The following is a 26,320-nucleotide window of genomic DNA, read 5'->3' as shown; positions in this document are numbered from 1 at the left end:
TCTCAGTCGGGGTGGCGCTCGTCGAGCGCCGTGTACTCGGATCGGGTGAGCGGGAGGACCGCTCCGTGCTTGGTGTCCTCGGGCAGGTCGAACTCCTCCACGAGCTCCCAGCGGCCCGAGGCCGGGTCGGTGCTCGTGTAGGCGCGGTAGCCGTAGGGGCGGAGGGCGTACTGGTCGACCCAGAGCGACCAGCGCTCCTCGCGGTGGTGCCGGAAGACCAGCGGCCCCTCGATGCTCGGGCCGAGCTCCTGCCCGATCCCCCGGGCGACGGTGGTGAAGTCGTCCGCGAAGAGGGAGGAGCCGACCTGCTGGAACACCTGCATCGTGTCGGGGGCCTCGTCGTGCTGCTTGGCGAAGCGGTGGACGGCCGTGCCCTCGATCAGCAGCGTCATGTCGATCACTCCGCCGGGCAGCCGCAGATAGGTCTCGGGCTCGGCGAACGTGCGGAAGTCGCGCGTGCGGGACAGCAGGATGCGGCTGTCGCCCGTCTCGCCGGTGGCGGGGTCGCCGTCCTCGGCCAGGCCGGAGGACCAGTGCACGAGGAAGTCGCCCGAGACCGGGTCGTAGACCGACTCCGGCGCCCAGGCCATGCCCGCGCCCTCGGGAGCGACGGCGACCGCGCGCGGCTCGGACCACTCGAGGAGGTCCGGGGAGTCCCAGACCACGAGGTCGCGGCTCCCCCGGTGCCGGTAGAGGTCCCAGTCCGGGCCCTCGGGCCGCCAGACGCGGAGATCGGTGGCGACGAGGTGGAAGCCCCGCGGCCCGCGGACGATGTGGGGGTCGCGGACGCCGCCCGTGCCGCCGGTCCACTCCAGCACCGGCCCGAGCGCTCGCCAGCGCAGCGGATCGTCGCCCCGGCTGAGCGAGAGGAAGATCTTCTCGCTGTGGCCGGTCCGGTCCTCCATGAAGTGGACCAGCAGGTAGCCGTACCCGTCGCTCATGAGAGAACGATCTCACACGCCCGGCGGGTACTCCACCTCAGACCACGTCGGCGAGGTACCCCGGGTCGGCCGCCGGGTGCCGGGCGACCTGCGCCCAGGCCGTCGCGAGCGCCTCCACGGCCCGGTCGGTCGCCTCGGGCGAGTAGCCGATCGGGATGCGGAGGAAGCGCTCGAAGGCGCCGTCGATCCCAAAGCGCGGGCCCGCGGTGATCAGCAGGCCCGCCGTCCGGGCGGCGAGCGCCAGCTGCGAGCTCGCCGGCCGGCCCAGGCCCACCCAGGTGGAGAGACCGCCCGAGACCCGCGGCACGCTCCACTCCGGGATCGCGCGCGCCAGGGCCGCCTCGAGGTGGTCGCGGCCGGCGCGCAGCTGCGAGCGCCGCAGCTCCAGCACGCCGTCCATCCGGCCGAGCATGTCCGCGACCAGGAGCTGCTCCAGGATCGGCGTGCCGAGGTCGCTCGCCGAGCGCGCCAGCGCCAGCTTGCGGATCACCGCCCGCTCGGCGCGGATCCAGCCGATCCGGATGCCGCCCCACAGCGTCTTGCCGACGGAGCCGATCGAGAGCACCGTCCCCTCGGGCCCGTAGGCGGCGAACGGCAGCGGCGTCATCCGCCGGTCGATGTCGAGCTCGGCCGTCGTCTCGTCGGCGATGATCAGCGTGCCCTGCCGGGCCGCGGCGGCGATCGCCCGCTCCCGCAGCTCGGGGGCCATGGAGCGGCCGGTCGGGTTGTGGAAGTCGGGCATCAGGTAGGCCAGGCTCGGGCTCGTGCCGCGCAGCGCGGCGATCAGGCCCTCTCCGTCCCAGCCGTCCGCCCCGTCGACGTTCACCGGCACGAGCCGCGCGCCGGCCAGCCGGAGGGCCTCGTAGGCGTGCGGGTAGGTCGGGGCCTCGATCAGCGCCCGGTCACCCCGCGCGAGCAGCGTGCGGGCGACGAGCGCGATCGCGTGCTGCGCGCCGATGGTCACCATGATCTGGCCGGGCTCGGTGCGCAGACCCCGCGCGGTGTAGCGCTCGGCGATCGCGCGGCGCAGCACCGGCAGGCCGACGGTGTCGTAGGAGCCGGAGTCGAAGTGCTCGGGGGCCGCCTGCGCCGCGCGGGTGTACGCCTCGGCCAGCTCGGGGACGGCGGGCAGGGCCGCCTTGGTGAAGTCGAGGAAGTCCGGCGCGAGCGAGGGCACCGCGTGCACGGCCGCTCCCGGCAGGCGGGTGACGCTGCCGGAGCCGCGCACGCTGACGAGGTAGCCGCTGTCGCGCAGCTCGCGGTACGCGGCGGCCACGGTCGTGCGGCTGACGCCGAGGCGGGCCGAGAGCTCGCGCTCGGCGGGCAGGCGGCTGCCCGCGGGAATGCGGCCGTCGATCCCGAGGAGGCGGATCCGATCGGCCAGCGCGAGGTAGGCGGGCCGGGTGCCGCGCTGCTCGCGCCAGTCGCCGAGGAGGGTCTGCAGGGCGCGCGCGCCGAAGTGGACATCAGCCATGCGTCCAAGGTAGCCGGATTGGACCGCGCGAAGAAGGCCAATGTCGCGCTGTGATGAGTCCATGACCCTCACCGCTCCCGTTGCCGCCGCCGCTCCCCCAGCGGGCCAGTGGCGCCTCCGACCCGTGCCGCGCCTGCTGGTGGGCCTGATCCTCTACGGATTCGCCGACGCGATGATGATCCGCGCGGCGATCGGCGTGGACCCGTGGACCGTCTTCGCCCAGGGGGTCGCGCACCAGACCGGGCTCGGGATCGGACTGCTCACGAACGTGATCGGCCTGCTCGTCCTGCTGCTGTGGATCCCCCTCCGACAGCGGCCCGGTCTCGGCACCGTGCTGAACGTGCTCGTGGTCGGCACGATGATCGATGTCGGGCTGCGCGTGCTGGCGACGCCGGAGGAGTGGTGGGCCCGCGGCCTGCTCTTCGCCGGAGGCCTCGTGCTTCTGGCGGTCGCGAGCGGGATCTACATCGGCGCCCACCTCGGTCCGGGGCCCCGCGACGGACTGATGCTGGGCCTGCACACCCGCACGGGCCTGCCGATCTGGGTGGCGCGCTTGGGCGTCGAGCTCACGGTGCTGCTCATCGGCTGGGCCCTCGGCGGCGACGCCGGCCTCGGCACCCTCCTCTTCGCGGTGCTGATCGGGCCGCTCTGCTCGGTGACCCTGCCTCTGCTCGGGGTGCGGAGGCACTGACCCGCGGACGACGGAGGCCCCGCCTCCCGGACCGGTTCCGGGAGGCGGGGCCGTCGCGATCGGATCGGCTAGCGCTTGGCCGCGATCTCCGCACGCATCCGCGACGCCTCGTCCGAGTCCTGGATCGAGGCGATCCCCTCGGTGATCGAGGTGCCCGACGCGGGGGCCTCGTGCTCGTCCGCTCCGAGCGTGGTCTCGTCGAACGGCGAGCGTCCGCCGAGGACCTCGCGGACCTGCACCATGTCGATCTGCTTGGTCCAGGTGCCCACGAGCAGGGTGGCGACCGCGTTGCCGGTGAAGTTGGTGACCGCGCGGGCCTCGGACATGAAGCGGTCGATGCCGACGATCACGCCGACGCCGTTGACCAGGTCGGGGCGGAAGGACTGGAGGCCGCCGGCCAGCGTGGCCAGGCCCGCTCCGGTGACGCCCGCGGCGCCCTTCGAGGCGATCATCATGAAGAGGAGGAGGCCGATCTGCTCCGGGATCGACATCGGCGCTCCGGTGGCCGAGGCGATGAACAGCGACGCCATCGTGAGGTAGATCGCCGTGCCGTCGAGGTTGAAGGAGTAGCCGGTGGGCACGGTGATGCCGACGACGGGCTTGGAGACGCCGAGGTGCTCCATCTTCGCGATCAGGCGGGGCAGCGCCGCCTCCGAGGAGGAGGTGCCGACGATCAGCAGGTACTCGCGGGCCAGGTACTTCATCAGCGAGAAGATGCTGACGCCGGTCACCAGGCGCAGCAGCAGGCCGAGGACGACGACCACGAAGATCGCGCAGGTGATGTAGAAGCCGATCATCAGGGTGGCGAGAGCGACGACCGCTCCCCAGCCGGTCTTGCCGACGACCGCGGCGATGGCGCCGAACGCGCCGATCGGGGCGACCCAGAGCACCATCGAGAGGATGCGGAAGACCAGGACCTGGAGCTGCTTGATCGCTCCGAGGATCGGCTGGCCCTTGGCGCCCATCTTCTGCAGCGCGAAGCCGACGAGCAGCGCGACGAAGAGGGTCTGCAGGATGCTGCCGTCCACGAGCGAGGAGAACAGCGAGACGGGGATGATCCCGAGGACGAAGTCGCTGGTGCTCTCGGCCTTGAGGTCGCTGGTGTCGTAGGTGGCGCTCGAGATGTCGAGGCCCTCGCCCGGGTGCAGGATGTTGCCGACGACGAGGCCGATCGCCAGGGCGAAGGTCGACATCACGATGAAGTAGCCCAGCGCGAGTCCGCCGACCTTGCCGACCGTGGCGGCCTTCGCGATGGAGCCGATGCCGATGACGATGGTGCAGAAGATGATCGGCGCGATCATCATCTTGATCAGTCCGACGAAGGCCTTGCCGACGGGCTCGAGCGTCGCCGCGAAGGCGGGAGCGACGAGTCCGACCACGACGCCGGCGACCACGGCGATGATGACGGCGATGTAGAGCCAGTGGTTCCGGTCGATGCGCCGCCGGGTCTTCGGAGGGGTGACCGCGGGGATCAGCCGGTCGGACGGCGTCTGAGGCGTCTTCGCCATGGGGGTGTCCTTCTCTTCGTCGAGGTGAGGGGGTAGGACGATGGTGGCCCCGCCTCCGGAGCCCGGCACGGTTGCGTTCATACTGTTCACGGCGGGGCGCCCCGAGCGCTCGCTCACGAGGGAGTGGCATGGTCAGGACGCCGAGCGCACGCGGACCGCGCGGCAGCATCGCCGCGCGCCTGTTCGCCGTGCAGCTGCTGAGCATCCTGCTGATCGCCGCAGCGGCCGTCGCGGTGCTGGCCCTCGACGCGCGGAGCCGGGCGGGCGACGAGGCCGCCCAACGGAGCCTCGTCGTGGCGCGGACGGTGGCCGACAATCCGTTCGTCCTCGAGTCGACGGCCGGTGCGGATCCCTCCGCGAGCCTGCAGCCGTACGCCGAGGAGGTCATGCGGGACACCGGCGTCGACTTCCTCACGATCATGGCCCCCGACCGCACCCGGTACACCCACCGCGACCGCGACCGGATCGGCCTGCCGTTCCAGGGCACGATCGAGCCCGCGCTGGAGGGGCGGACCTTCACCGAGACGTACACCGGCACGCTCGGGCCCTCCGTCCGCGCCGTCGCGCCGATCGAGGACGCCGACGGCGCGGTCGTCGCGCTCGTGTCGGCGGGCGTCACGCTCTCGGCCGTGGACGCCTCCTTCGCCGCCCGCGTGCAGGTCGTCGCGTGGGGCGCGCTCGGGGCGGTCGCGCTCGGCGCGCTCGGCTCGTGGCTCCTCGCCCGCTACCTGCGCCGCGTCACGGGCGGGCGGGGCCCGGAGCAGATGAGCCAGGTCTTCGCCTACTACGAGTCCGTCCTGCACTCGGTGCGGGAGGGGCTGCTGCTGGTCGACGACCGCGGCCGACTGGTGCTCGCCAACGACCACGCGCTGGAGCTGCTCGGGCTCGAGGGCGTGCGGACGCCGGTGCCGGTCGCCGAGCTCGACCTCCCCGTCGCCCTGCGCGAGCTGCTGCAGGACGACGAGCCCGTCTCGGACCGCCTGGTCGTGGCCCGCGAGCGGATCCTCGTGGTGAACGAGCGGCCCGCCGCCTCCCCCGGCGCCCGCCCCCTGGGCACGGTCGTCACGCTCCGGGACCGCACCGAGCTGCAGCGGGTGAGCGGCGAGCTGGAGTCGCTGCGCACCCTCTCGGACGCGCTGCGCTCGCAGACCCACGAGTTCTCGAACCGCCTGCACACCATCGCGTCGCTGATCGAGCTCGGCCGGCCCGACGAGGCGCTCGCGTTCGCCGCCGGCGAGCTGAACCTCAGCCAGCGCCTGGCCGACCGGGTCCTCGGCTCCGTGCAGGAGCCGGTGATCGCCGCCCTGCTGCTGGGCAAGGCCGCACAGGCCCGCGAGCGCGGCGTCGAGCTGCACTTCGAGACGCACCTCGAGCCCGGCACGCAGGGGCTGGAGCCCGGGGACCTCGTGACGGTGCTGGGCAACCTGATCGACAACGCCCTCGACGCGGCCGCCTCCTCCGCTCCGGACCGCGAGCCGTGGGTGGAGGTCTACCTCGGCCTCGCGGAGGGCGAGCTGGTGGTGCAGGTGTCGGACAGCGGCCCCGGAGTCGCGAGCGCCGCCGACGTCTTCGCGCGCGGCTACTCGACGAAGGAGTCGGACGGCTTCGGCCGCGGCATCGGCCTGGCGCTGGTGCAGCAGGTGGTGGAGCGGCTCGGCGGCTCGATCGAGGTCTCGCGCCACGTCGGCGCGGTGTTCACGGTGCAGCTGCCGCTGCCCGCGCGGGTGGCGTCGTGATCCGGGTGCTCGTCGTCGAGGACGAGCCTCTGACCGCGAGCGCCCACGCCGACTACGTCCGGCGGGTCGACGGCTTCGAGGTGGCCGCGGTCGCCGGCAGCGGCGCGGAGGCGATCCGGGCGCTGCGCGCGGACCCGGGCATCGCGCTGATCCTGCTCGACATGAACCTGCCGGACATGGGCGGCCTCGACCTCTGCCGGGCCGTCCGGGCGGCGGGCCTGGACGTCGACGTCATCGCGATCACCGCTGTCCGCGACGCCGCGAACGTGCGCGCCTCCGTCGCCGCCGGCATCGTGCAGTACCTGATCAAGCCGTTCGTCTTCAGCGCGTTCGCCGCCAAGCTCGCCAGCTACCGGTCGTACCGCGAGCGGATGCACGGCGCCGACGTCGCCAGCCAGCACGAGGTGGACGGGGCCTTCGCGGCGCTCCGCACCTCCAACGCCCCGGGTCTGGCCAAGGGGCTCTCGGCGCAGACCCTCGAGGCCGTCACCGCGCTGCTGGGTCCCGTCGGCCTCTCGGCGGCCGAGCTCGCCACCCGCCTCGACATCTCGCGGGTGACGGCCCGCCGCTACCTCGAGCACCTCGCCGACTCCGGAGTCGCGGACCGCGCGCCCCGCTACGGCTCCCCCGGCCGCCCGGAGCTGGAGTACCGCCGCCGCTGAGCGCACGTCAGGCGGCCCGCAGCGCTGCGGCGATCTCCTCCTCGATCAGGTCGTGGTTGATCGCCGCGCCCACGCGCAGCCCGTCGGCGGACGAGGCGACGACCTGCGCCATCGGCTCGACCAGCGAGCCCGCGGCGAAGACCCCGGCGACGCCGGTCCGGCCCATCGGATCGACGGCGAGGTGCCGCGCGACTCCCGACGGGTGGTCGGCGAGCTCGAGGCCGAGCCCCTCGGGGAGCCGCCCCTCGACCCGCGGGCCGACGACGAGCGCGTCGAGCTCGTGCCGCCGACCGTCGATCACCACGCCGACCAGGCGGTCGTCCTCGACGAGGACCTTCTCGACACGACCCGGCACGAGAGCGATCCCGCGGGCGGCCAGCGCCGCCGCCTCGTCGCCGGCGGGCGCGGGTGCGCCGTGGAGCAGGATCGACGTCCGGTCGCTGAGCTGACGGAACATCTGCGCCTGGTGCCCGGCGAACGAGCTGCCGAGCACGCCGATCCGCCGGCCGCGTACCTCGAAGCCGTGGCAGTAGGGGCAGTGCAGGACGTCCCGTCCCCAGCGGGCGCCGAGCCCGGGGATCTCCGGCAGCAGGTCGCGGACGCCGGTCGCGAGCAGGAGGCGGCGCGCGCGGAGGACCGTGCCGTCGGCGAGGGTCGCGGTCACGCCCTCGGCACCCGCGGAGGCGCGGACCGCCTCGCCCTCGACCACCCGGGCTCCGTAGCCCTCGGCCTCGGCGCGCGCCAGGCGCACCAGCTCCGTGGGCGGGACGCCGTCGCGGGTCAGCACGTTGTGGGCACCGGGCGAGGGTGCGTTGCGCGGAGGTCCGCCGTCGACGACGAGGACGTCGCGGAGACTGCGGCCGAGGGCGGTGGCGGCGGCGAGGCCTGCGAAGGAGGCGCCGAGGATCAGGACGTCGGCGGGGGCAGGGACGGACGGGCCGGTGGGGGCGTCGGTGGAGGTCATGGGTCGATGCTCCGCCGCCCCGGGGCGGGCCGCGAGGATCCGTGCCGTTCCGGCATGCGGCGCGACCGCCCGTGCCAGGATGGCGTCGTGCCCGAGACCCCGCCCGCCCCCTCCGACGACGAGATCGTCGCCGCCGTCGGACCACGGCTCCGGCGCCTGCGCACCCGCCGCGACCGCACGCTCGCGTCCCTCGCGGCCGAGACCGGCATCTCGGCGAGCACCCTCTCGCGCCTCGAGAGCGGAGGCCGCCGCGCGACGCTGGAGCTGCTCCTCCCGATCGCCCGCGCCCTCGGGGCGCCGCTCGACGAGCTCGTCGGCGCCGCGCCGGAGGATCCCCGCGTGCACGGCCGGCCGGTGCGCCGGAACGGCATGCTCATCCAGCCGCTCAGCCGCGACGCGGGCGCGCTCCAGGCGTTCAAGCACACGCTCCCGGCCGGGCCGGTGACGGAGCCGGCGGAGCAGCGCGCGCACGAGGGCTTCGAGTGGCTCTACGTGCTGAGCGGGCGGCTCCGCCTGCGGCTCGGCGAGCACGATCTGGTGCTGCCGGCCGGCGAGGCCGCCGAGTTCGACACCCGGGTGCCGCACTGGTTCGGCCGCGCCGACGAGCAGCAGGTCGAGTTCCTCAGCCTCTTCGGCCGCCAGGGCGAGCGGATGCACGTGCGCGCGTCCACGCGCCGCTGAGCGCGGTCACGCCTCGCCGAGCACCTCGCGCGCGAAGCCCTCGGTGCGCGCCCGCAGAGTCGCGATCCGCTGCGCTCGCGCCGCCTCGAGGTCGAACCCGATGTAGGCCACCGACGGGCGCCGCCGCACATTCATCGAGCACTCGAAGCGGGAGCAGACGAGCGTGCCGAGCGAGTCCCCCGCCCGCCCGGCCGCTCCGGCCTTCCGCGCCCCGAAGAAGACGACGTCGTTCGGGAGCTGCACGTCGCGGCACCACGAGCACTGCGCCCGCGAGCGCGGCAGGGCGTCGGCCTGGGTGAGCAGGACCCCGACGAGGCGCTCCTCCAGCGGCACGACGACGTAGGCGCGGCGGCCCATCCTCCGGTCGCGCCAGCCGAGATGGTCGATGACCGACCAGTCGAGCGCGTCGAAGTCCTTCGGCAGCGCGAGATCAGCGACCTCCTTGCGGGAGGCGTTGACGAAGGACTCGCGGATCTCGGTCTCGGTCAGTGGCTGCATAGCGCTTCCGAGCCTAGGCCGGGATCAGCCCAGGTGGGCGACGGCCTCCTTCGGAGCCTGAGCGAGGAACTCCTCCTTCTTCACCCGGATCATCGCGACGGCGACGACGGAGGCCACGACCAGCCCGATCGCGGCCGCGACGAAGACCGCGGAGTAGCCGTCGACGAAGGCGACCGGCGACTGCTGCTCACCCGCGACTCCCGCGTAGAGGGTCGTGAAGATCGACAGCCCGATCGAGCCGCCGATCTGCATGGCGGCGTTGGCGGTCGCTCCGGCGGCACCGGCGTCGTGGGCCGCGACTCCGGTGAGCGCGAGGTTCTGCAGCGGCACGAAGACCATCGCCATGCCGACGCCCAGGAGGATCAGCGCGGGCAGCACCTCGAGGAGGTAGCCGCCGTCGGGGGTGATGCGGCTCAGGTAGAGGAGCCCGGCCGCCGCGATCAGCGGGCCGACGATCATCAGCACGCGCGGGCCGGTGCGCGGCAGCAGCTTGGCGGCGACTCCCGCGACGATCATGATCGTCACCGTCATCGGCAGATTGGCCAGGCCCGCCTCGAGCGGCGGCAGGCCCAGGACCAGCTGCAGGTGCAGGGTCAGGTAGAGGGTGGAGCCGATCATCACGCTGCCGACGATCGCCTGGACCAGGAATGCTCCGCCGCGGACGCGGTCGGCGACGATGCGCAGCGGCAGCGACGGGTGGTCGGAGCGGGCCTGGATCCGCACGAAGAGGGCCAGCAGCAGCACGCCGACGAGGAGGAAGCCGAGGGTGTCGACGCGGAGCCAGCCCTGCTCGGCGAGGGTGAAGCCGTAGACGACGCTCGCGAGCCCGAGCGCGACGGTGATCGTCCCGGCGACGTCGAAGCGGTTGCGCCCCTCCGCGCGGCTCTCGGTGACGAGCAGCTGGCCGGCGATCGCGCCGACCACGACGACGGGGACGTTGACGAGGAGGCACCAGCGCCAGTCGGCGAACTCGGTGAGCAGCCCGCCCAGCACGAGGCCGACGGCGGCGCCCGCTCCGGCGACCGCTCCGAAGACGGCGAAGGCCGTGCCCCGCTCGCGGCCGGAGGGGAAGGAGACGGTGAGGAGGGCCAGAGCGGCCGGAGCGAGCAGCGCGGCGAAGGCGCCCTGCAGCCCGCGGGCGGCGATCAGCTCGGTGCCGGAGGTGGCGAGGCCGCCCCAGGCGGAGGCGGCGCCGAAGCCGATCATCCCGATCAGGTAGGTGCGCTTGCGGCCGGTGTAGTCGGCGATGCGGCCGCCCAGGAGCAGGAGCGCGCCGAACGCGAGGGCGTAGGCGGTGACGACCCACTGGCGCTCGACGTCGGTGAGGCCGAGGTCGGCCTGCGCGGCGGGGAGGGCGATCGTGACGATGGTGCCGTCGAGCACGACGACGAGCTGCGTGAGCGCGAGGATCACGAGCACCCACCAGCGGCGGGCGGAGGAGGGAGCGGACGGGGAGGGCATGGCGGCCTTTCACACGGAGCGGAGCGGGACCGGCGGGTCCGGATCCGAGCCGCGTCATCGGGGCCGAACCACCCCAACCAGTTGGTTGGGCGAAGAAGAGTGTATCGTTCGAGCGCCCGGAGGTGAACCATGGAGCCGACATCCGATGCGGCGCTGCCCGCGCGCGAGCGGATCCTCCGCGCGGCCTCCGTCGAGTTCGCCGCCCACGGCTTCGCGGGCGCCCGGGTCGACCGTGTGGCCGCGGCGGCGGGTCTGAACAAGGAGCGGCTCTACGCCTACTACGGCGGCAAGCGCGGCCTGTTCGTCGCGACCGTCGTCGAGGCGCTCGGCGCTCTCGACGAGACGCTCCTCGCCGAGGCGGCGGACCTCCCCGACCTCGCGGGCCGCATGTTCGACCACGTGTGGGAGCACCCGGAGTTCCTGCGCCTGCTCACCTGGGCGCGCCTGGAGGGAGCCGGCGTCTGGGAGGAGGCCGGCGAGCAGCTCGGCGGGGTCCCCGCCCCCGAGGCCCGGGTCCTCGAGTGGCAGCGCGCCGGCGTCGTCGACGCGAGCTGGTCCGCCGACGACCTCTTCATCGCCCTCCTCGGCCTCTGCGAGATCTGGCACCTCACCCCCTTCGCCTCCCGGGGCGGGGAGGAGACGCGCGACCGCCGCCGCGCCTTCGTCGTGCACGTCGCGCAGCTGGTGGGCGCACCGCGCTGAGGCCGACCCCTCCCCCGGCAACGGAAGCGACGTCGGCATCTCCGATCCGGACGCGGTGGACGGGGCGGCTCATCCCTCCGAGCCGGAACCCGACGGATCGGACTGGAGTGGGAGGTCCCACGGATCCGGCTTCGGGACGACCCCTTCATCACCCGGAAGGACCGCGCCCGCCGCGCGCTGAGCCTCGTCCTCGAGGAGGAGTGATTCGAAATCGCCGGGCGCGCACGGCATCTCCGCCCCGATCATGTACATCTCCTCGACAGCGCCGGTGACGAAGCTCGCCCGCAGCACCGGTCCGCCCTGCCCGTAGACCGTCGGGCGCGGAGTCGAATCGGTCACTCTCACCGTCATCCCCAGCGACTCCCAGTAGTCCGCGACCTTCCGCGCATCCCCCTCGACATCGGTGCCCGCCGGAGCCCACCAGTCGTAGCTGTAGCTCGCACCGCTCACCCGGTCGCCGGGGCCGCACACATCGGGCCTGGCCGCGCCGCTCCGCGGCCACCACCCCTCCACATCGAGCCGCCCCGCGGAGTCCCGCACGAACTCCACCACCCGGTCCCGACCCTCCCGAGGACTCATCGTGCTCACCGGTCTCGTCTCCTTCTCCGTTGCACAAGCGGTCATCGACATCACGAGCAGAGCGGCGACGGTCAGCGAGACGCCCGTCCGCTGAAGAGAGCCTCTACCCGCCATGGGAGGCTCCCACGACCGCCTTCTGGAAGGCGGTCGGTCCGAGCGGCCGGTTCTCGGTCAGCAGGTCGAGTCGCCGGGAGACGGCCCACGCCGCGTTCTGCAGGGACTCGGTGTTCTTGTCGAGATACCCCGCGAGATCGCCGTCGTCGCTCTTCAGCGCAGCGTGATCCGTCACGATCCTCCCGGCGTCGCCTCCGGTCTCCACACCGAAGACGCGCGCGCCGAAGTCCTCGTCAGCGGGATCCGTGTGGTGGTTCCAGCTGAAGGCGCGGCCCATCCACGCGGCCTCGTCGCCGCTCTCGGTCTCGCCGAGGTACTTGTCCCGCGCCTGCCCCGCGAAGACGGATTCCGCGTGCAGGTCGCTCGCCTCGTCGACGCTGTCCGGTAGGCCGGCCGAGCCCAGCGTCACGACGACCCCGAGCTCGACGTCCGAGCGCGAGGCGGCGACGGCCATGACGGTGCTGCCGTAGGAGTGGGCGACGACGTTCGGCTTCGGCAGGTCGTCGCCCCGGACCGCGGAGAGCCCCTGGACAGCCGAGGCGAGTGCGGCGCCGCCGGCGACCGCCTGGTTCGAGGTGAGGACGTCCATGCCGTTCCCGCCGAGCCGCGCCATCGGCGGGGTCTCGTAGCCGATCCAGGAGACGACGGCGCTGCCGGGCGGGAGGAGCGACTGCAGATTCTGCGACGCCTTCGTCCATCGGGTCATGCTCTCCGTCGTCTGTCCCATCCCGGGGACGGCGTAGGTGACGTTCGTGGCGGTGTCGGGATCGCCGATCGAGACGGCGGCGAGCGGAGGCTCGTCGGCGGTCAGGGAGATGAGGAAGCGCGAGTCCTGACCGAGACCGCGCCGGAGCGATGCCCGCACGTCCCTCAGCGCCACCAGCTGCGACTCCACCGCCGCGAGTCGCTCCCCGTCGCCCGCCTTCCCGCGCAGGCCCGCCGCCTCGCTCCTCAGCGCCACGATCCGCGCCCTCAGCGCCCTCTCGTTCGCCCTCACCCGGGCGCGGTAGGGAACACCCTCCAGATTTCCGATCACCCCGGGCAGACCGGCGACCAGCGCCTCCTGCTGCGGCGAGAAGCGCGCGCCGTCCGTGGAGTCGAGGCTCCGCCACCAGTCGTTCACGAGGGTCGGAGCCAGTCGCCCGAGGCGCGCCGCGAGGTCGGGCGACGCCGCCAGGAGTGTCGCGAGATCGTCGGACGAGAGCGCCGCGAGGGAGTCGAGCAGGCTCCGGCCGCCCCGGGGCCGCGCCAGGGTGCCGACGGCGTCGAGGACCGGAACGGAGAGCGCCGCTCCCCCCGCGGCGGTGAAGGCCAGGGAGATCTGCTCGACCCAGGTCGCGTCGGCCGCACCGATCGACAGCAGCTCGCGGAAGCCCCGGAGCACCGAGAAGGACTCGACCGGCGCCCACGAGCAGCGGCTGCCGAAGGCTCCCCAGGCGGCCATCAGATCCTGGAGCCGGGAGCGCATCGCCTCGTCCGCCTGCCGGGTCTGCGAGACGAAGACGTCGAGGCGCTCGGGGTCGGCGGAGGTCGTGCCTCCCGCGGCGGGGCCGCCCGGGGACGTGCGGGGCACCGACCGGGGGGAGAACAGCGCACGGATCGGCGGAGGCACGACCGGCCGATCGGACGGCGGCCGGTCGACGACCTCGTCGACTCCCGCCGCGAGGGCCGCGATCGGATCGAGGCGGCGCTGCTGCTCGCGCTCGTCCGCCCGCCGCTCCCAGGCCGCGTACTCCTCCCGGCGCCGACGCTCCTCCTCGGCCTTCCTCGCCACGAGCCGCACCGTGTCGGCGAGCTCGTGCAGCTCGGCGCTCAGCCGACCGCGGTTCTCCCTGTCGCAGACGCAGACCCGGCGGAACAGCTCGGCGTACGCGCCGCGGAACTCGCCCAGCGCGTACTCGGCAGCGACGGACCTCAGCAGCCCCTGGGAGGCGAGCGCCTCCGCCGCCTCGTCCGAGGCGCGGACCAGCTCCGCCGCTGCTGCGTGGTCGAAAGAGAACAGGGTCATCGCCTCCTGAGTGAGAACATCTCAGGAAATGTAGAACGACCACGACGGCGTCGGCACCGGGTGGCGCGAGACGGCGCGCGGTCAGCGCGCCCGCGCCGCGTCCGGCGGCACGCAGAAGTGGCGCGGACCGCATCGGTCCGCGCCACTCGTTCAGATCACGCGGCTCACTCCGCCGCGGTCAGCCGCTCCAGATATCCCGCGAACGCGCGCAGGTCCTCCTCGGGCCAGGCGCTCAGCGCCTCCTGCATCCGCTGCCGCTGACGGCCGCCGAGGTCGCGCATCCGCTCGCATCCGGCCGAGCTGAGCGAGAGGAACCGCGCTCGGCCGTCGGCGGGATCGGAGGTCATCTCGACCAGGCCCAGCTCGGCGAGCTGGCGGGCCTGGCGGCTGATCGCGCTGCGGTCGACCCCGAGCCGCTCCGCCGCGGCGCCGGAGTGGACCGGACCGCAGCGCTCGAGGATCCGCAGCAGCCGCAGTCCGAAGGGCGGCAGCGCCGGGTCGATCGACGCCGCCGCGTCCCGGACGGCGAGGCGCACCTGGACGGCGAGCACGGTGATCTGCTCCTCGACCTCGTGCAGCGCCTCGGCCGAGGGCGCGGCGGCGGGCATCAGGAGCGCTCGATCACGTCGACGGAGCCGGTGGGAGCAGCGTGCCGGGCGTGCCCGACCGGCTCCTCCTGCCGATCCTCGTCGGCGTGGCGGCCGTGTCCGACGGGAGTGGCCTCGCGACCCTCCCGGGCGTGCGTCGCGTCGTCCGTCCGCCTGGCCTGGCCGACGGGGCGGAGCGCCGCCTGGCCGTCCGAGGCGGCGATGAGGGCGTCCTCCGCGGCCTGCAGCGGAGTGGTCGGCTCCGCCTTGAGCTGCACCGCGTTCTTCGAGCCGAGGCTCACGTTGGGCAGGAGGACGACGGCGATCAGCGTGACCACGGCGAGCGGGATGCTGTAGAGGAACACGTCGCCGACGCCGATCCCGTAGGCGCTCTCGACCACGACGCGCACGGCGTCGGGCAGGGTGGCCGGCTGCGGGATCGTGCCGCTGCCCAGCGCCTGCGCGGCGAGAGCCTGGTCGGCGGGAGCGAGCCCCGCGATGCCGGTCTTGATGCGGTCGGCGATCACGGTGCCGAGCATCGAGCCCAGGACCGAGACTCCGACGGTGCCGCCGAGGCTGCGGAAGAACGTGACCGCGCTGGTCGCGACGCCGAGGTTCTTCACCTCGATCGAGTTCTGCACCACCAGGACGAGGTTCTGCATCAGCATGCCCAGGCCGGCGCCGAGGACGGCCATGTAGATCCCGACGAGGACCAGGTCCGTGTCGTAGCGGAGGGTGCTGAGGAGGGAGGTTCCGATCACGGCGAGCACGCCGCCGCTGATCATGATCGCCTTCCACTTGCCGGTGCGCGAGATGATCCCGCCGAAGATCGTCGAGGCGATCAGCAGGCCGGCCATCATCGGGATGGTGAGCAGGCCCGACTGGGTCGGCGTGGCTCCGCGGGCCAGCTGCATGTACTGCGCGAGGAAGACGGCGACGCCGAACATCGAGACGCCGACCGAGATGCTCGCCACGACGGCGAGGCTGAAGGTGCGGTTCTTGAACATCCCCATCGGGATGATCGGCTCGGCCACGGTGAGCTCGGTGATCACGGCGGCGATCAGCAGCACGACGGCACCGCCGACCATGACCGCGGTCTCCCACGAGGCCCAGTCGAAGTTCTTGCCGGCGAGGGAGACCCAGATCAGCAGGAGCGAGACACCGCCCGCGATGAGCACGGCGCCGAGGTAGTCGATCCGCACCTTGCGCTTCGGGTGCGCGGGGAGGCGGAGGGTCATCTGGAGGAGGACGATCGCGACGATCGCGACGGGCATCGCGATGAAGAAGTTCCAGCGCCAGCCGAACGCGTCGGTCACGACGCCGCCCAGGAGCGGGCCGCCGACGGTGCCGATCGCCATCACGCCGCCGAAGAGGCCGGCGTACTTGCCGCGCTCACGGGGGCTGATGATGTCGGCCATGATGATCTGGCTCAGCGCGGCGAGTCCGCCGGCGCCCAGGCCCTGGAACACGCGGAAGACGATCAGCATGTTCGTGTCCTGCGAGAAGCCGGCCAGAGCGGAGCCGATGACGAACAGGCCGAGGGCGAGCTGGATCAGCAGCTTGCGGTTGAACAGGTCGGCGAACTTGCCCCAGAGCGGAGTGGAGACCGTGGTCGCGAGCAGGGTCGCGGTGACGACCCAGGTGTAGGCGTTCTGGTCGCCCTTGAGGTCGGAGATGATCCGGGGCAGCGAGGTCGACACGACCGTGCCCGCGAGGATCGAGACGAACATGCCCAGCAGCAGGCCGCTGAGCGATTCGAGCACCTGGCGGTGCGACATGGCGCCGTCCGGCCCGGCGGGGGCGTGCGGCGCGGTGGTTCCGCGCGATGCGGCGCGGTGTTCGGGGTGTGACATGGGCTCCTCTTCATACCGGCGGCGGTTCTAGTTGACTGCGATCAACTATTGACCGAGAGCAACTATTGACCGAGAGCAACTATATAGCCGGGCGTCACGAATCTCCAGTGGCACTCTGCTGCCGTCCAGGCGCCGCTCCGGCCGCGCCTATCCTCGGAGCATGGACAACATCGATCGGAAGATCCTCGATCTGCTGCGCCAGAACTCCCGCGCGGGCTACGGCGACATCGGCGGCGTGGTCGGGCTCTCCGCCTCCGCGGTGAAGCGCCGCGTCGACCGCCTCGTGGCCGACGGCGTGATCCGCGGCTTCACGATCAAGGTCGACCCCGCGGTCGACGGCATGGCCACCGAGGCCTACGTCGAGCTCTTCTGCCGCGGCACCGTCGCTCCGGACGAGCTCCGCCGCATCCTCTCCGCGGTCCCCGAGGTCGTCGACGCGGGCACGGTCACCGGCTCCGCCGACGCGATCGTCCACATCCGCTCGCGCGACATCCCCAGCCTCGAGCTCGCCCTCGAGAAGGTCCGCATCGCGCCCAACGTCGACCACACGCGCTCCGCGATCGTCCTCTCCCGCCTCATCCAGCGCAGCGAGGCCTGACGGATCGCGCCACCTCCTCGACGCGCGTCGCGACCGCCTGGTACTCCATACCTGTATGGTGAATCCAGGAGGGCGAGCATGAGCGACAGGGAACAGGCCGGTACGGCGGCACGACGCAGACGGCGCATCTGGCTGATGCTGCCGGCTCTGTTCGTCGGCGTCCTGGCCGGGCACCTCGTCGCGACCGCGGTGGGCGCCGAGGATCCGTGGGACGTCGTGGTCACCGCCGCCGTCGCGGCAGCGGTGGCGTCCGTCGTCCTCGCCCTCGTCGACCGGCGGCGCTGAGCCCTCCCTCCTGGATCGGAATCCGAGGGAGGGAACGACGATGGAATGACAGAGGACGAGCACGGCACTGGTCGCGGCGGCGGCCGCTCTGCTGGCGGTGCCGCTGTTCACAGAGCAGGCCGCGCACGCCGAGCCGGCGAGGCAGGAGACGAGCAGCCGGGTGCACCTCGAGGCACGGGGCGGATCGGCGTCGACGGTGACCTTCGACGTCACCGACGACACGCGGATCGTCGAGCTGGCGGGCGGCGGGGTCGGCTTCACGGACGGCGCCGAGACGTCCGACGCACTCCCGGAGAGGATCGACGTCGGACGCGGCCGCACCGTGTCGGGCCACTGGTCGATCGACGACTCCGACACGCTCACCTTCCACTTCGCCCCGGACTCGGCGTCCCGCTCGGCGGTGGGCGGCCTGCACCTGAACAGCGACTGGAGCTCGCCCGAGTGGGGCCACTGCGTCGCCGGGAGCGGCGTCAGCGGTGCCGCGACCGGCGGGGTGATCGGCGCGATCTCCGGTCCCGGCGCGATCGCCTCCGCGACCGGCGGGCTGCTCGCGGGGATCATCGGCGGAGCGATCACCTGCTGAGCGCCGCCTCCTGAACGACCCGGATCAGGCGGGCGCGTCCGCTGCGGTGTGGACGCGCTCGCCGCCGATCCAGGTGCCCAGCACCCGGGTGTCCCCGATCGCCCGGGGGTCGCCGGCGAAGGGGTCCCGGTCCAGCAGGGCGAAGTCCGCCGCGAGTCCCACGGCGATCGAGCCCGACTCGCCCTCCAGGCCGTTCACCCACGCCGAGCCGGCCGTGGAGGCGGAGAGGGCGGTGGCGAGGTCGAGGCGCTGCTCCGGGAGGAACACCTCCTCGCTCCACCCCGGCTCGCGCTCGGAGGGCGCCGAGAGCCGGTTCACCGCGACGTGGATCGCGGCGAGCGGGTCGGGCGTCGACACCGGCCAGTCGCTCCCCGCGGCGAGCACCGCGCCCGAGCGGAGCAGGTCGCCGAACGGGTACTGCCACGAGCCGCGCCGCTCACCGAGGAACGGCAGCGTCAACTCCACCATCTGCGGCTCCAGCGAGGCCCACAGCATCTGCAGGTTGGCCGCGACGTCGAGCGCACGGAAGCGCGGCAGGTCGTCCGGATGCACGACCTGCAGGTGGGCGAGGTGGTGGCGGTTGCCGCGGCGCCCGTTCGCCTGGATCGCCCGCTCGACCGCGTCCAGGCACTCGCGTACGGCACGATCGCCGATCGCGTGGAAGTGCACCTGGAACCCGGCCGCGTCCAGGAGCGGCACGGCCTCGTTCAGGAGGCGCGGGTCGACCATCGAGAGGCCGTCGCCGTGACCATGGCCGCCGTGCCCGTCGAGGTAGGGCTCGAGCATCGCCGCCGTGAAGTTCTCGGCGACCCCGTCCTGCATGATCTTGACGGTCGTCGGCGCGAAGCGGTCGGCGGCGAGCGCCGCGCGCCGCTCGACGAGCTCCGGGATCTGCTCGATGCCGCGGCCCCGGTCCCACCACAGCGCACCGCGGACGCGCCCGGTCAGCTCGCCGTTCAGCGCCGCGCGGCGGTACACCGGACCGGGGTCGCCCACATCGCCGTAGGAGCCGATGATCGCGTCCTGCCACGCCGTCACTCCGAACGAGTGCAGGGTCTCCTGCCCGAGGAGTAGCGCGCGGTGGAGCTCGTCCGCGCTCGCGGGCGGGAGGTGGCGGCGGACCGCGTCCATCGCCCCCTCGTGCAGGGTGCCGGAGGGGGTGCCGTCGGCCAGGCGCTCGATGCGGCCGTCGGCGGGGTCCGGCGTCGTGCGGTCGATCCCCGCGAGGCGCAGTGCGGCGGAGTTGACCCAGGCGCCGTGCCCGTCGGCGTTGGTGAGGAAGGCGGGCCGGTCAGGGACGACCGTGTCGAGCTCGCGGGCGGTCGGGGTGCCTCCGGGGAAGTCGGGCAGGTTCCAGCCGCCGCCGAGGATCCACTCCGCTCCGCTCTCCCGAGCCGCGTACCCGGCGACCGTCGCCAGGTGCTCGGCGGGCGACCCTCCCGCTCCGAGCCAGCAGCGCAGCAGCGCGGCGCCGCCCCAGACCGGGTGCACGTGGGCGTCCTGGAAGCCGGGGACGAGCATCCGGCCCTCGAGGTCGACCACCTCGGTGCGCGGCCCGATCAGGTCGGAGGCGTCGGCGCCGACCGCGACGATCCGCCCTCCGACGACAGCGACGCCGTGCGCTCGGGAGCGCACGGCGTCGGCGGTGAAGACGGCGCCGCCGGTCAGGACGAGATCGGCGGCGCGCACGGGTTCAGAAGCCCGCGGGAGCGAAGGCCTGCGTCATCTGGGAGAACAGCGACACCGTCCAGCCGATCGCGATGAGGAACGACACGACCACGACGCCGAGGAAGACCCAGAGCGGGAGGAGGCCGCCGCCGGTCACGCGCTTCACGACCACGCTTCGGCCGATCACGTAGACGTAGGGAGCGGCGAGGAAGGCCCACGCCCAGTGGAACGGACGCTGCAGGCCGGCTCGCTTCAGCTGGCGCCAGTCGAGGAAGGCGAAGACGACCTCCGCCGCGTAGATCAGGAAGCCGACGACCTGGAGCACGCCGAGGCCGACGAGGTAGGCCGTCGACATCCCCATCGAGGAGCTCGGCCCGTAGGTCGAGGCCATCGACGAGTCGACGATCGCGCTCGGCGGGAGGAGGAAGATCGACAGCGCCGAGAGCAGCGGCAGGAGGACCACCACCCAGATCCACGGGGTGGACGTGACGATGCTCGTGTCGCGCTGCTGCACGGGTGCTCCGGGAGCCGTGGAGTAGGCCGGGTACTGCGGCTGCTGCTGGTTGTAGGGCTGCTGCTGCTGCTGGCCGTACTGCTGGGGAGCCTGCTGGCCGTAGCCCTGCTGCGGCTGCTGCGGCTGCTGCTGGCCGGCGCCCTGCTGGCCGTAGCCCTGCCCGTAGCCCTGCTGCCCGTAGCCCTGCTGCCCGTAGCCCTGCTGGCCGTAGCTCTGCTGCGGGTCGGCGGACGACGGCTGCTGCGGATACCGACCCGAGGCCGACTGCCCGTAGCTCGTCGCCGCTCCGCTCGACGTCTCCCCGTAGGCGGGACGCTCGGCGGGCGGCGCGGGCGGAGTCGGTGCGGTCGGCGGAACGGGAGTCACGGCGGCCTGCGCCGACCCGCTCCCGGCCGGGGCGGTGGGAGTGGCCGCCGGCGCGTCGCGGAGCGACTCCGTCCAGCCGGTCCCGTCCCACCAGCGCTGACGGGACGAGCCCGCCGGGTCCGGGTACCACCCGGCGCGGGGTCCGGAGGCCTCGCCGCCCGTGCTCGCGCCCTGGTCCGTGCCGGTTCCGTTGTCGTCCGTCATGGCGTCCTCCACTCCCCTCCGGGCGTCTGCCCGCGATCTCGGACCACCGTAGCGCCGCGACACGATGCGTGGCCTGAGGGCGGGCTGATCGCGCGCTGTCCGAGCGCTGTCCGCACCGGCAGGCGCCGGAGGCCGCCGACCGCCAGGATGGACGCATGCCCCACCTCCTCCGAGCCCGCGCCGCCCTCTTCGACATGGACGGGACGCTCGTCGACTCGACGGCCGTCGTGGAGACCATCTGGGGCGCCTTCGCCGAGCGCTTCGCTCTCGACCACGACGCGGTGCTCGGCGCCGTTCACGGTGTCCGCGCCGCCGACAGCGTCCGCCGCTTCGCTCCGGCCGGCAGCGACGTCGACGCGATCGTCGCGGAGCTCGACGCGTACGAGCTCGAGCACACCGAGGGCACCGTCGAGATCCCCGGCGCGACGGCGTTCCTCGCCTCACTCCCCCGCGAGCGCGTCGCCCTGGTCACGTCCGCGAGCCCGGCGCTGGCGGCCGCACGTCTGGCTGCGGCGGGCGTCCCCTCCCCCGACACCGTCGTCACCGCGCACGACGTCGCGAACGGCAAGCCCGCTCCCGACGGCTACCTCGCCGCCGCGGCCCTGCTCGGCGTCTCCCCCGAGGAAGCGCTGGTGTTCGAGGACGCCGAGGCCGGCATCCGGGCGGGTCTGGACGCGGGCATGCGCGTGATCGTCGTCGGGAGCCACGAGAGTGCGAGCACCCGGGGGCTGCCCCGGATCGCGCACTACTCCGACGCGCGCGCCGCGCTCGAGGGCGACGAGCTCGTCGTCACCCTCGGCGGGCCTCAGTAGCGGATCGCGTCGATCACCTTCACCCGCACGGCGACGATCGCCGGCACCAGGCCCGCGAGCGCGCCGACGAGGGTCGCCGCCCCGAGCCCGAGCAGCGCCGCCTCGGCCGGGAAAGGCGGGATGTCGGCGATCCCGTTGTCCTGCACGAAGGCCACCGTCCACGGGTTGGTGACGAGGATGACCGCGACCGTCACGCCGACCACTCCCGCGACGACGGTCGCCACGACGCTCTCCATCATGATCGAGAAGAAGATGCGGCCGGAGGAGGCGCCGAAGCTGCGTCGGATGCCGATCTCGCGGATCCGCTGCCGGACGGTGACCAGGGCGATGTTGAGCAGTCCGAGCGCGCCGAGCGCCAGCACCAGGCCCGCCACGCCGCCGATCACCCAGGTCAGCACGCCGAAGGGGTCGGAGTCGTAGACCAGGTAGTCCTGCCGGTCGACCGACACCTCGAAGTCGGATCCCAGGGCGCCGGCCACGTCGCGCTCCACCGCCGCGGCGAGGGGCTCGGCCAGGTCGAGCGGCACCCACATCTCGTAGTTCGGCACGCCCTGCCCGCCGTACTGCGGGTCGGCGTCGCGGGCGACCGCCGGGTAGGCGTCCGCGAGCATCATCATCGACGGATCCGTCTCGAACTGCGAGGAGGGAGTCACGCCGACCACCACGCCCGTGACGTCGCGCTCGGAGCCGAGCAGGGTGACCACCGGGTGGGTGCGCAGATCCGGGCTCCCGATCCGCTCCCAGAAGCGCTCGTTGACGACGAGGGCGGGAGCGAGGCGCTGGGAGTCGCGGGCGGTGAACCAGGAGCCGTCCACGATCTTCAGCCGGTGCATCTCGGCGAAGGGCTGGTCCACCGCCTGCACCGCGACGTCGACGGCGCCGTCGGCGAACTGGACGCGCGCGCTGCCGTAGGTCGAGCGGCTCGCGTAGGTGATGGAGTACCGCTCGAGCGCACCGGTCCACGCGGCCTGGAGTGCGTCGGCATCCACCTCGGAGGTGCCGGTACCGGAGGGGTAGGCGGAGAGGAAGAGGCTCGCCGGGCGCCCGCTGGAGCGCTCGGCCTGCTCGATGCTGGCCTGGCGGGCGATGCCGCCGGCCGCGACGACCGCGGTCAGGGCGGCGACGGCCACCGCGACTCCGATCAGCGAGAGGAGCACGCGTCCGCGGTGGATCCGCAGCTCGGTCCACGCCTCGACGATCGCGCCGGCGATCCCGACGAGCGCGCGCATCAGAGGACCGCCGCCTCGGCGACGGGGCCCGCATCCGCGGTCGAGCCCAGGCGGCCGTGGTCGAGCCGGTAGTGGCGCTCGGCCCGCGCCGCGATGGCCGGGTCGTGGGTGATGGTGACCAGCGCGGAGCCGGACTCGCGGGCGATCTCGTCGAGCAGGCCCATCACGCTCTCGCCGGTGTCGGTGTCGAGGGCGCCCGTCGGCTCGTCGGCGAGGATCAGCCGCGGTCGGCGCACCAGGGCGCGGGCGATCGCGATCCGCTGCTGCTCGCCGCCGGACATGCGCCCGGGCATCGAGTCCACGCGGTGCCCGAGGCCGACCCGCTCCAGCATCTCGGCCGCGAGGTCGCGGCGGCGCCAGAACTCCGATCCGGTCGCGTAGAGCAGCGGCGTCATCACGTTCTCGCGGGCGGTCCGCCCCTCCAGCAGGTTGAACTGCTGGAAGATGAAGCCGATGCTGCCGCCGCGGATGCGCGCGCGGGCCCGCGAGGACAGGGTCTCGGTGGGAGCGCCCTCGAGCAGCATCCGCCCCTCGGTGGGCTCGTCGATGAGTCCGAGGATGTTGAGCAGCGTCGACTTGCCGGAGCCGCTGCGCCCCACGACCGAGACGTGGTCGCCCTCGCCCACCTCGAGATCGACGCCGTCGAGGATCGTCAGCGGCGGTGCGTCGGGCAGCGGGACGACCTTGCGGATCCCCTCGAGCCGGAGGATCGTCACGAGCAGAAGACCGAGCCGTCGGGCTGCGCGATGCAGTCGCCGCCCAGCTGGACGTCGGGAGCAGCCTCCTCCGCGCCCGGCACGAACTGCAGGAGCTCGGCGCCCTCCTCCACTCCGCCGGTGATCTCGACGGAGCTGCCGTCGGTGAGTCCCAGCGTCACCGGGACCTCCTCGGTGCTGCCGTCGTCCGCCCGGCGGAACACGACGCCGGACTGGGCGGTGCCCTCGACCGCGGTGGTCGGCACGACGAGGACGTCCTCCGCCTTGCCTCCCGCGAGCGTCACCGAGGCGGCGAGCCCGGGGAACACGGTGACCTCCGTCGGCACCTGGCAGGTGAAGCTCGTGCCGGAGCCGCCGGTGGAGGTCCCGCCGCCGCCGTCCGTCGCGCCGCCGGTCGTGCCGCCCTCGCCGGCTCCGGCGAGAGGGGTGCTGATGGTGAGGTCGGTGCAGGTGAAGCCCGCGGGCCCGCCGGTGATCGCGACCTGCGCCTCCGTCGGCCGGTTCTGGATGCGGTAGAGCTGCTGCGCGTCGATCGTGCCGGTGACGGCGTAGCTCGGCGGCGCGACCTGTCCGGTCACCTCGCCGACCGTGACGGCCTGGTCGTGGATGACGCCGAGGGCGCTGAGGGTGCCGCCGGTCGCGGCGTAGACCCGCTCGAAGCGCACGGAGGGCTCCTGCTGGGTGAGGGTGACGGCGCCGTCCGGGCCGGTCGTCTCGACCGGGTCGCGCGGAGTCTCGACGCGGATGTCGTAGATGAGATCGCCCGACGCGACGGCCGCGCCCTGCTGCACGTAGACGTCGTCGACCGTTCCGGCCGCCGTCGCCTTCAGCGGCACGGCGGGGTCGGCGGCGACGGTGCCCTGGAGGGTGAGGTCGTTGGTGACCGTGCCGCGGGCGACCGTGACGGTCGGCTCGGTGATCTCACCGGTCGGCTGCGTCGGATCGGCCTCGGCCGCGCCGTCCGGGAAGAACGCGATCTTCACCAGGGCGATGCTCGCCGCTCCGATGATGACCATCCATACGATCGGGAACACCCAACGCCGAACCGCACCCATCAAGTCCCCCGACTCCGCTTCCAGGGCGCTCCGCCGTGGGGCGCCGGAGGCAGCCTATCCGGCGGGGAGGTCGCGTCACGGACCGTGGCGCGCCCGTCAGCCGGCGAGCGCCGCGACGATCGAGGCGACGCGGCGCGCCCTCGTCTCGGCGGCCTTCGCGCCCTCGACAGACGTGACGTGGGCCTTCCGCGCGCTGGGCGAGAGCGCGGCGAAGCGCTCCGCAGCGCCCGCCGAGGCCAGCGCGGACGCCAGGTCCTCCGGCACGACGACCTCGCGCGGCGCGGTGTCGAGCTCGATCACGACGTCGATCGCGTCACCGCCGGCGAGCTGCGTCTCGCGGCGCTTCTCGGCCGAGAACGGGATGAGCGCGCGTCCGCCCATCGCTCCGACCGTGCTGGTGAAGCGGTAGCCGTTCACCGTCACCGCGACGGCGGGACGCTTGCCGCCGCCGAGTGCCTCGAGGACCTCGGGCGGCACCTCGATGCCGGTGTTGTTGCCGATCTGGAAGAGCGTCGCGGTGAACTGCACGAGGCGATGATGGCACGGACTCCCGCGTGTCGCGCGGCCGATCGCCGTACGGACGCGGAGGGCCGTCGACTCGATCCTCGTCGACCTTCCGTTCACGGATCCGGAGCGCTCGAGGGCGTTCTCCCCGGCGCTCGGCCGGACCCTGGATCTCCTTTTCAGCCCTGAATCCTCTGTTCAGCGGCGACGCCGCCTGCTCCGTCGCCTCCGAGCACGTGTCCGCGATGCTCCTCCCGCACCCCTCCTTCTCGACCTCCAGGTCGAAGGAGATCGTCGACGCGCGCTCCCAGGTGCAGGGCCTCTTCGCGGTGAGCGTCGGCAGTCGGGAGGAGGTCGGGAACGGGCCGGCCTCCGGCGGCGCCGAGCCGGTCGCGGTGCAGGACCTCGGCTCCATGCGGGCGCGCGGCCTCGAGGACCCTGACGGCCACGTCCGGGAGTCCCTGTACACGGATCCGGCCGCGGCCGAGGCCGGTCCGCCCCGGGAGTGAGGGGTCGGCGCGCTCAGCAGGAGCGGGTGTCGGGGTCTCCGAGCGAGGAGCGCACGGCGTCGACCGTCATCCTGCCCTCGGGGTCGAGCCGGGCGAGCATGCGCGACATGATGTCGGCCAGCTGCGGGATCTGGTCGGCGTCGAGCGGATCGATGACGTCGGCCAGCACGGTCGCGACGTGACCGGGCGCCGTGTCGACGATCTTCTGGAGGCCGGCGTCGGTGAGCACCGCGTTCGTGGCGCGGCCGTCGGAGGCGCAGGGGCGGCGCTCGAGGTAGCCGCGGGCGACGAGGCGGGTCACCACGTGCGAGAGCCGGGGCAGGGTCGCGTTGGTGCGGGCGGCGAGCGTGGTCATCCGGAGGGCGCGGTCGGGCGCCTCGGACAGCATCGCCAGCGTCAGGTACTCGAAGTGCGTGAGTCCCGCGTCGCGCTGCAGCTGCGTGTCGAGGGCGCCAGGCAGCAGTTCCACGACCGCGATGAAGCGCAGCCAGGCGTCGAGCTGATCGGGCGTCAGCCAGCGTGTCTCGGGCGCACTCATCCCCCCACCCTACCCACTACTTGCCGCGACAAGTAAGTCCCTCCGTCGGCCCTCGCGACCCGCGTTCCGAACCAGTCGCGAGCACCACCCCCGAGGCGAACCAGCGATCCGCATACCAGCGGATCGCTGCAGCCGTACGCACCCCGCTCCTCAGAACGCACCCCGTCGCGAAGCCGACCGCGCCACACTCGATCCACACCATCCCCGCGAGCACCGCCCACGAGGCGAACCAGCGATCCGCGTACCAGCGGATCGCTGCAGCCGAACGCACCCCGCCCTG

27 protein-coding genes are annotated in these 26,320 nt (G+C 73.2%); 10 read left to right on the top strand and 17 right to left on the bottom strand.

The genetic code is table 11. From position 1 onward, the window contains the following. Nucleotides 1-2: 2 nt before the first annotated feature. Together C5C36_RS05170 and C5C36_RS05165 are read right to left on the bottom strand one after the other, a co-directional pair. Nucleotides 3-941, bottom strand: a complete 939-nt coding sequence (locus C5C36_RS05170) for a glycoside hydrolase family 43 protein (RefSeq protein WP_104309366.1) — start codon at nt 939-941, stop codon at nt 3-5. A 37-nt stretch (nt 942-978) separates the two neighbouring features. Continuing rightward, complete coding sequence (locus C5C36_RS05165; RefSeq protein ID WP_104257666.1) at nt 979-2,415, bottom strand: PLP-dependent aminotransferase family protein; 1,437 nt, start codon at nt 2,413-2,415, stop codon at nt 979-981. A 61-nt stretch (nt 2,416-2,476) separates the two neighbouring features. Here C5C36_RS05165 and C5C36_RS05160 point away from each other — a divergent pair, with 61 nt between their 5' ends. After that, on the top strand, nt 2,477-3,106 hold the full coding sequence (locus C5C36_RS05160) for a YitT family protein (protein ID WP_374954344.1): 630 nt from the start codon (nt 2,477-2,479) through the stop codon (nt 3,104-3,106). Nucleotides 3,107-3,174: 68 nt separating this feature from the next. Here the strand turns inward: C5C36_RS05160 and C5C36_RS05155 are convergent, their stop codons facing one another. Then, nucleotides 3,175-4,614, bottom strand: coding sequence for a cation:dicarboxylate symporter family transporter (locus C5C36_RS05155; RefSeq protein ID WP_104223811.1), 1,440 nt, complete (start codon nt 4,612-4,614; stop codon nt 3,175-3,177). Nucleotides 4,615-4,742: 128 nt separating this feature from the next. On the opposite strand from C5C36_RS05155, the gene C5C36_RS05150 reads away from it, so the two are divergent. Together C5C36_RS05150 and C5C36_RS05145 are read left to right on the top strand one after the other, a co-directional pair. After that, the gene (locus C5C36_RS05150; protein WP_104260395.1) at nt 4,743-6,350 is read left to right on the top strand and encodes a sensor histidine kinase; all 1,608 of its coding nucleotides are present in this window, start codon (nt 4,743-4,745) and stop codon (nt 6,348-6,350) included. Next, complete coding sequence (locus tag C5C36_RS05145) at nt 6,347-7,012, top strand: response regulator (RefSeq protein WP_104223809.1); 666 nt, start codon at nt 6,347-6,349, stop codon at nt 7,010-7,012. Before C5C36_RS05150 ends, C5C36_RS05145 begins: the two co-directional genes overlap by 4 nt. A gap of 7 nt (nt 7,013-7,019) precedes the next feature. Here C5C36_RS05145 and C5C36_RS05140 read toward each other — a convergent pair whose 3' ends face one another. Continuing rightward, a complete protein-coding gene (locus C5C36_RS05140; RefSeq protein WP_104297646.1) occupies nt 7,020-7,976 on the bottom strand; it encodes an NAD(P)/FAD-dependent oxidoreductase in 957 nt (318 codons plus the stop codon). 87 nt (nt 7,977-8,063) lie between these two features. Here C5C36_RS05140 and C5C36_RS05135 point away from each other — a divergent pair, with 87 nt between their 5' ends. Then, nucleotides 8,064-8,657 (top strand): helix-turn-helix domain-containing protein, encoded by a 594-nt coding sequence (locus C5C36_RS05135; protein ID WP_104283164.1) that lies wholly within the window; start codon nt 8,064-8,066, stop codon nt 8,655-8,657. Between the two features lie 6 nt (nt 8,658-8,663). Here C5C36_RS05135 and C5C36_RS05130 read toward each other — a convergent pair whose 3' ends face one another. Both C5C36_RS05130 and C5C36_RS05125 read right to left on the bottom strand, forming a co-directional pair. Next, nucleotides 8,664-9,155: an FBP domain-containing protein gene (locus C5C36_RS05130; RefSeq protein ID WP_104246902.1), complete on the bottom strand. Its 492-nt coding sequence runs from the start codon at nt 9,153-9,155 to the stop codon at nt 8,664-8,666. Between the two features lie 24 nt (nt 9,156-9,179). Then, entirely contained in the window at nt 9,180-10,616 is a 1,437-nt protein-coding gene (locus C5C36_RS05125) for an MFS transporter (RefSeq protein ID WP_104246903.1), read from the bottom strand. 129 nt (nt 10,617-10,745) lie between these two features. Here C5C36_RS05125 and C5C36_RS05120 point away from each other — a divergent pair, with 129 nt between their 5' ends. After that, a complete protein-coding gene (locus C5C36_RS05120) occupies nt 10,746-11,318 on the top strand; it encodes a TetR family transcriptional regulator (protein WP_104297647.1) in 573 nt (190 codons plus the stop codon). A 69-nt stretch (nt 11,319-11,387) separates the two neighbouring features. On the opposite strand, the gene C5C36_RS05115 is transcribed toward C5C36_RS05120, so the two are convergent. From C5C36_RS05115 to C5C36_RS05100, 4 genes are all read right to left on the bottom strand, one after another. Continuing rightward, nucleotides 11,388-11,951: a hypothetical protein gene (locus C5C36_RS05115; protein WP_146084942.1), complete on the bottom strand. Its 564-nt coding sequence runs from the start codon at nt 11,949-11,951 to the stop codon at nt 11,388-11,390. A 49-nt stretch (nt 11,952-12,000) separates the two neighbouring features. Then, nucleotides 12,001-14,019 (bottom strand): alpha/beta hydrolase, encoded by a 2,019-nt coding sequence (locus C5C36_RS05110; protein ID WP_104309365.1) that lies wholly within the window; start codon nt 14,017-14,019, stop codon nt 12,001-12,003. Nucleotides 14,020-14,183: 164 nt separating this feature from the next. After that, entirely contained in the window at nt 14,184-14,627 is a 444-nt protein-coding gene (locus tag C5C36_RS05105) for a MarR family winged helix-turn-helix transcriptional regulator (RefSeq protein WP_104237641.1), read from the bottom strand. Further along, nucleotides 14,627-16,384: an MDR family MFS transporter gene (locus C5C36_RS05100; RefSeq protein ID WP_104309364.1), complete on the bottom strand. Its 1,758-nt coding sequence runs from the start codon at nt 16,382-16,384 to the stop codon at nt 14,627-14,629. Before C5C36_RS05100 ends, C5C36_RS05105 begins: the two co-directional genes overlap by 1 nt. 235 nt (nt 16,385-16,619) lie before the next feature. Here C5C36_RS05100 and C5C36_RS05095 point away from each other — a divergent pair, with 235 nt between their 5' ends. The 3 genes from C5C36_RS05095 (at nt 16,620) to C5C36_RS05090 (ending at nt 17,925) form a co-directional block, all read left to right on the top strand. Further along, nucleotides 16,620-17,057 carry an Lrp/AsnC family transcriptional regulator gene (locus C5C36_RS05095; protein ID WP_104222855.1) on the top strand — a complete coding sequence of 146 codons (438 nt, stop codon included), beginning with the start codon at nt 16,620-16,622 and terminating at the stop codon, nt 17,055-17,057. Nucleotides 17,058-17,135: 78 nt separating this feature from the next. Beyond that, nucleotides 17,136-17,342 (top strand): hypothetical protein, encoded by a 207-nt coding sequence (locus tag C5C36_RS17290; protein WP_146076614.1) that lies wholly within the window; start codon nt 17,136-17,138, stop codon nt 17,340-17,342. 97 nt (nt 17,343-17,439) lie between these two features. Then, complete coding sequence (locus tag C5C36_RS05090) at nt 17,440-17,925, top strand: hypothetical protein (RefSeq protein WP_146085307.1); 486 nt, start codon at nt 17,440-17,442, stop codon at nt 17,923-17,925. 24 nt (nt 17,926-17,949) lie between these two features. Here C5C36_RS05090 and C5C36_RS05085 read toward each other — a convergent pair whose 3' ends face one another. Beyond that, nucleotides 17,950-19,614, bottom strand: coding sequence for an amidohydrolase (locus tag C5C36_RS05085; RefSeq protein ID WP_104262746.1), 1,665 nt, complete (start codon nt 19,612-19,614; stop codon nt 17,950-17,952). A 4-nt stretch (nt 19,615-19,618) separates the two neighbouring features. Continuing rightward, nucleotides 19,619-20,677 carry a DUF2510 domain-containing protein gene (locus C5C36_RS05080; protein ID WP_146085206.1) on the bottom strand — a complete coding sequence of 353 codons (1,059 nt, stop codon included), beginning with the start codon at nt 20,675-20,677 and terminating at the stop codon, nt 19,619-19,621. Between the two features lie 155 nt (nt 20,678-20,832). Here C5C36_RS05080 and C5C36_RS05075 point away from each other — a divergent pair, with 155 nt between their 5' ends. Beyond that, entirely contained in the window at nt 20,833-21,489 is a 657-nt protein-coding gene (locus tag C5C36_RS05075; RefSeq protein ID WP_104233104.1) for an HAD-IA family hydrolase, read from the top strand. On the opposite strand, the gene C5C36_RS05070 is transcribed toward C5C36_RS05075, so the two are convergent. The 4 genes from C5C36_RS05070 to C5C36_RS05055 form a co-directional block, all read right to left on the bottom strand. Then, entirely contained in the window at nt 21,483-22,718 is a 1,236-nt protein-coding gene (locus C5C36_RS05070; protein ID WP_104260405.1) for an ABC transporter permease, read from the bottom strand. The two genes, C5C36_RS05075 and C5C36_RS05070, sit on opposite strands and share 7 nt — an antisense overlap. Next, complete coding sequence (locus C5C36_RS05065) at nt 22,718-23,434, bottom strand: ABC transporter ATP-binding protein (RefSeq protein ID WP_104222861.1); 717 nt, start codon at nt 23,432-23,434, stop codon at nt 22,718-22,720. Before C5C36_RS05065 ends, C5C36_RS05070 begins: the two co-directional genes overlap by 1 nt. After that, nucleotides 23,431-24,450: an efflux RND transporter periplasmic adaptor subunit gene (locus tag C5C36_RS05060; RefSeq protein WP_104222862.1), complete on the bottom strand. Its 1,020-nt coding sequence runs from the start codon at nt 24,448-24,450 to the stop codon at nt 23,431-23,433. Before C5C36_RS05060 ends, C5C36_RS05065 begins: the two co-directional genes overlap by 4 nt. A gap of 135 nt (nt 24,451-24,585) precedes the next feature. Beyond that, nucleotides 24,586-25,017 (bottom strand): YdeI/OmpD-associated family protein, encoded by a 432-nt coding sequence (locus tag C5C36_RS05055; RefSeq protein WP_104246913.1) that lies wholly within the window; start codon nt 25,015-25,017, stop codon nt 24,586-24,588. A gap of 212 nt (nt 25,018-25,229) precedes the next feature. Between C5C36_RS05055 and C5C36_RS05050 the strand changes: the two genes are divergently transcribed. Next, entirely contained in the window at nt 25,230-25,502 is a 273-nt protein-coding gene (locus tag C5C36_RS05050) for a VOC family protein (RefSeq protein WP_219814883.1), read from the top strand. A 13-nt stretch (nt 25,503-25,515) separates the two neighbouring features. Here the strand turns inward: C5C36_RS05050 and C5C36_RS05045 are convergent, their stop codons facing one another. Next, nucleotides 25,516-26,040, bottom strand: a complete 525-nt coding sequence (locus tag C5C36_RS05045) for a MarR family winged helix-turn-helix transcriptional regulator (RefSeq protein WP_104246915.1) — start codon at nt 26,038-26,040, stop codon at nt 25,516-25,518. Nucleotides 26,041-26,320: the final 280 nt, after the last annotated feature.

The sequence above is a fragment of the Rathayibacter sp. AY1G1 genome (assembly GCF_002932095.1).
In the GTDB taxonomy this organism is placed as follows: domain Bacteria; phylum Actinomycetota; class Actinomycetes; order Actinomycetales; family Microbacteriaceae; genus Rathayibacter.
Note: the sequence above shows the minus strand (reverse complement) of the source record. Positions and strands in the feature narration are given on the sequence as shown.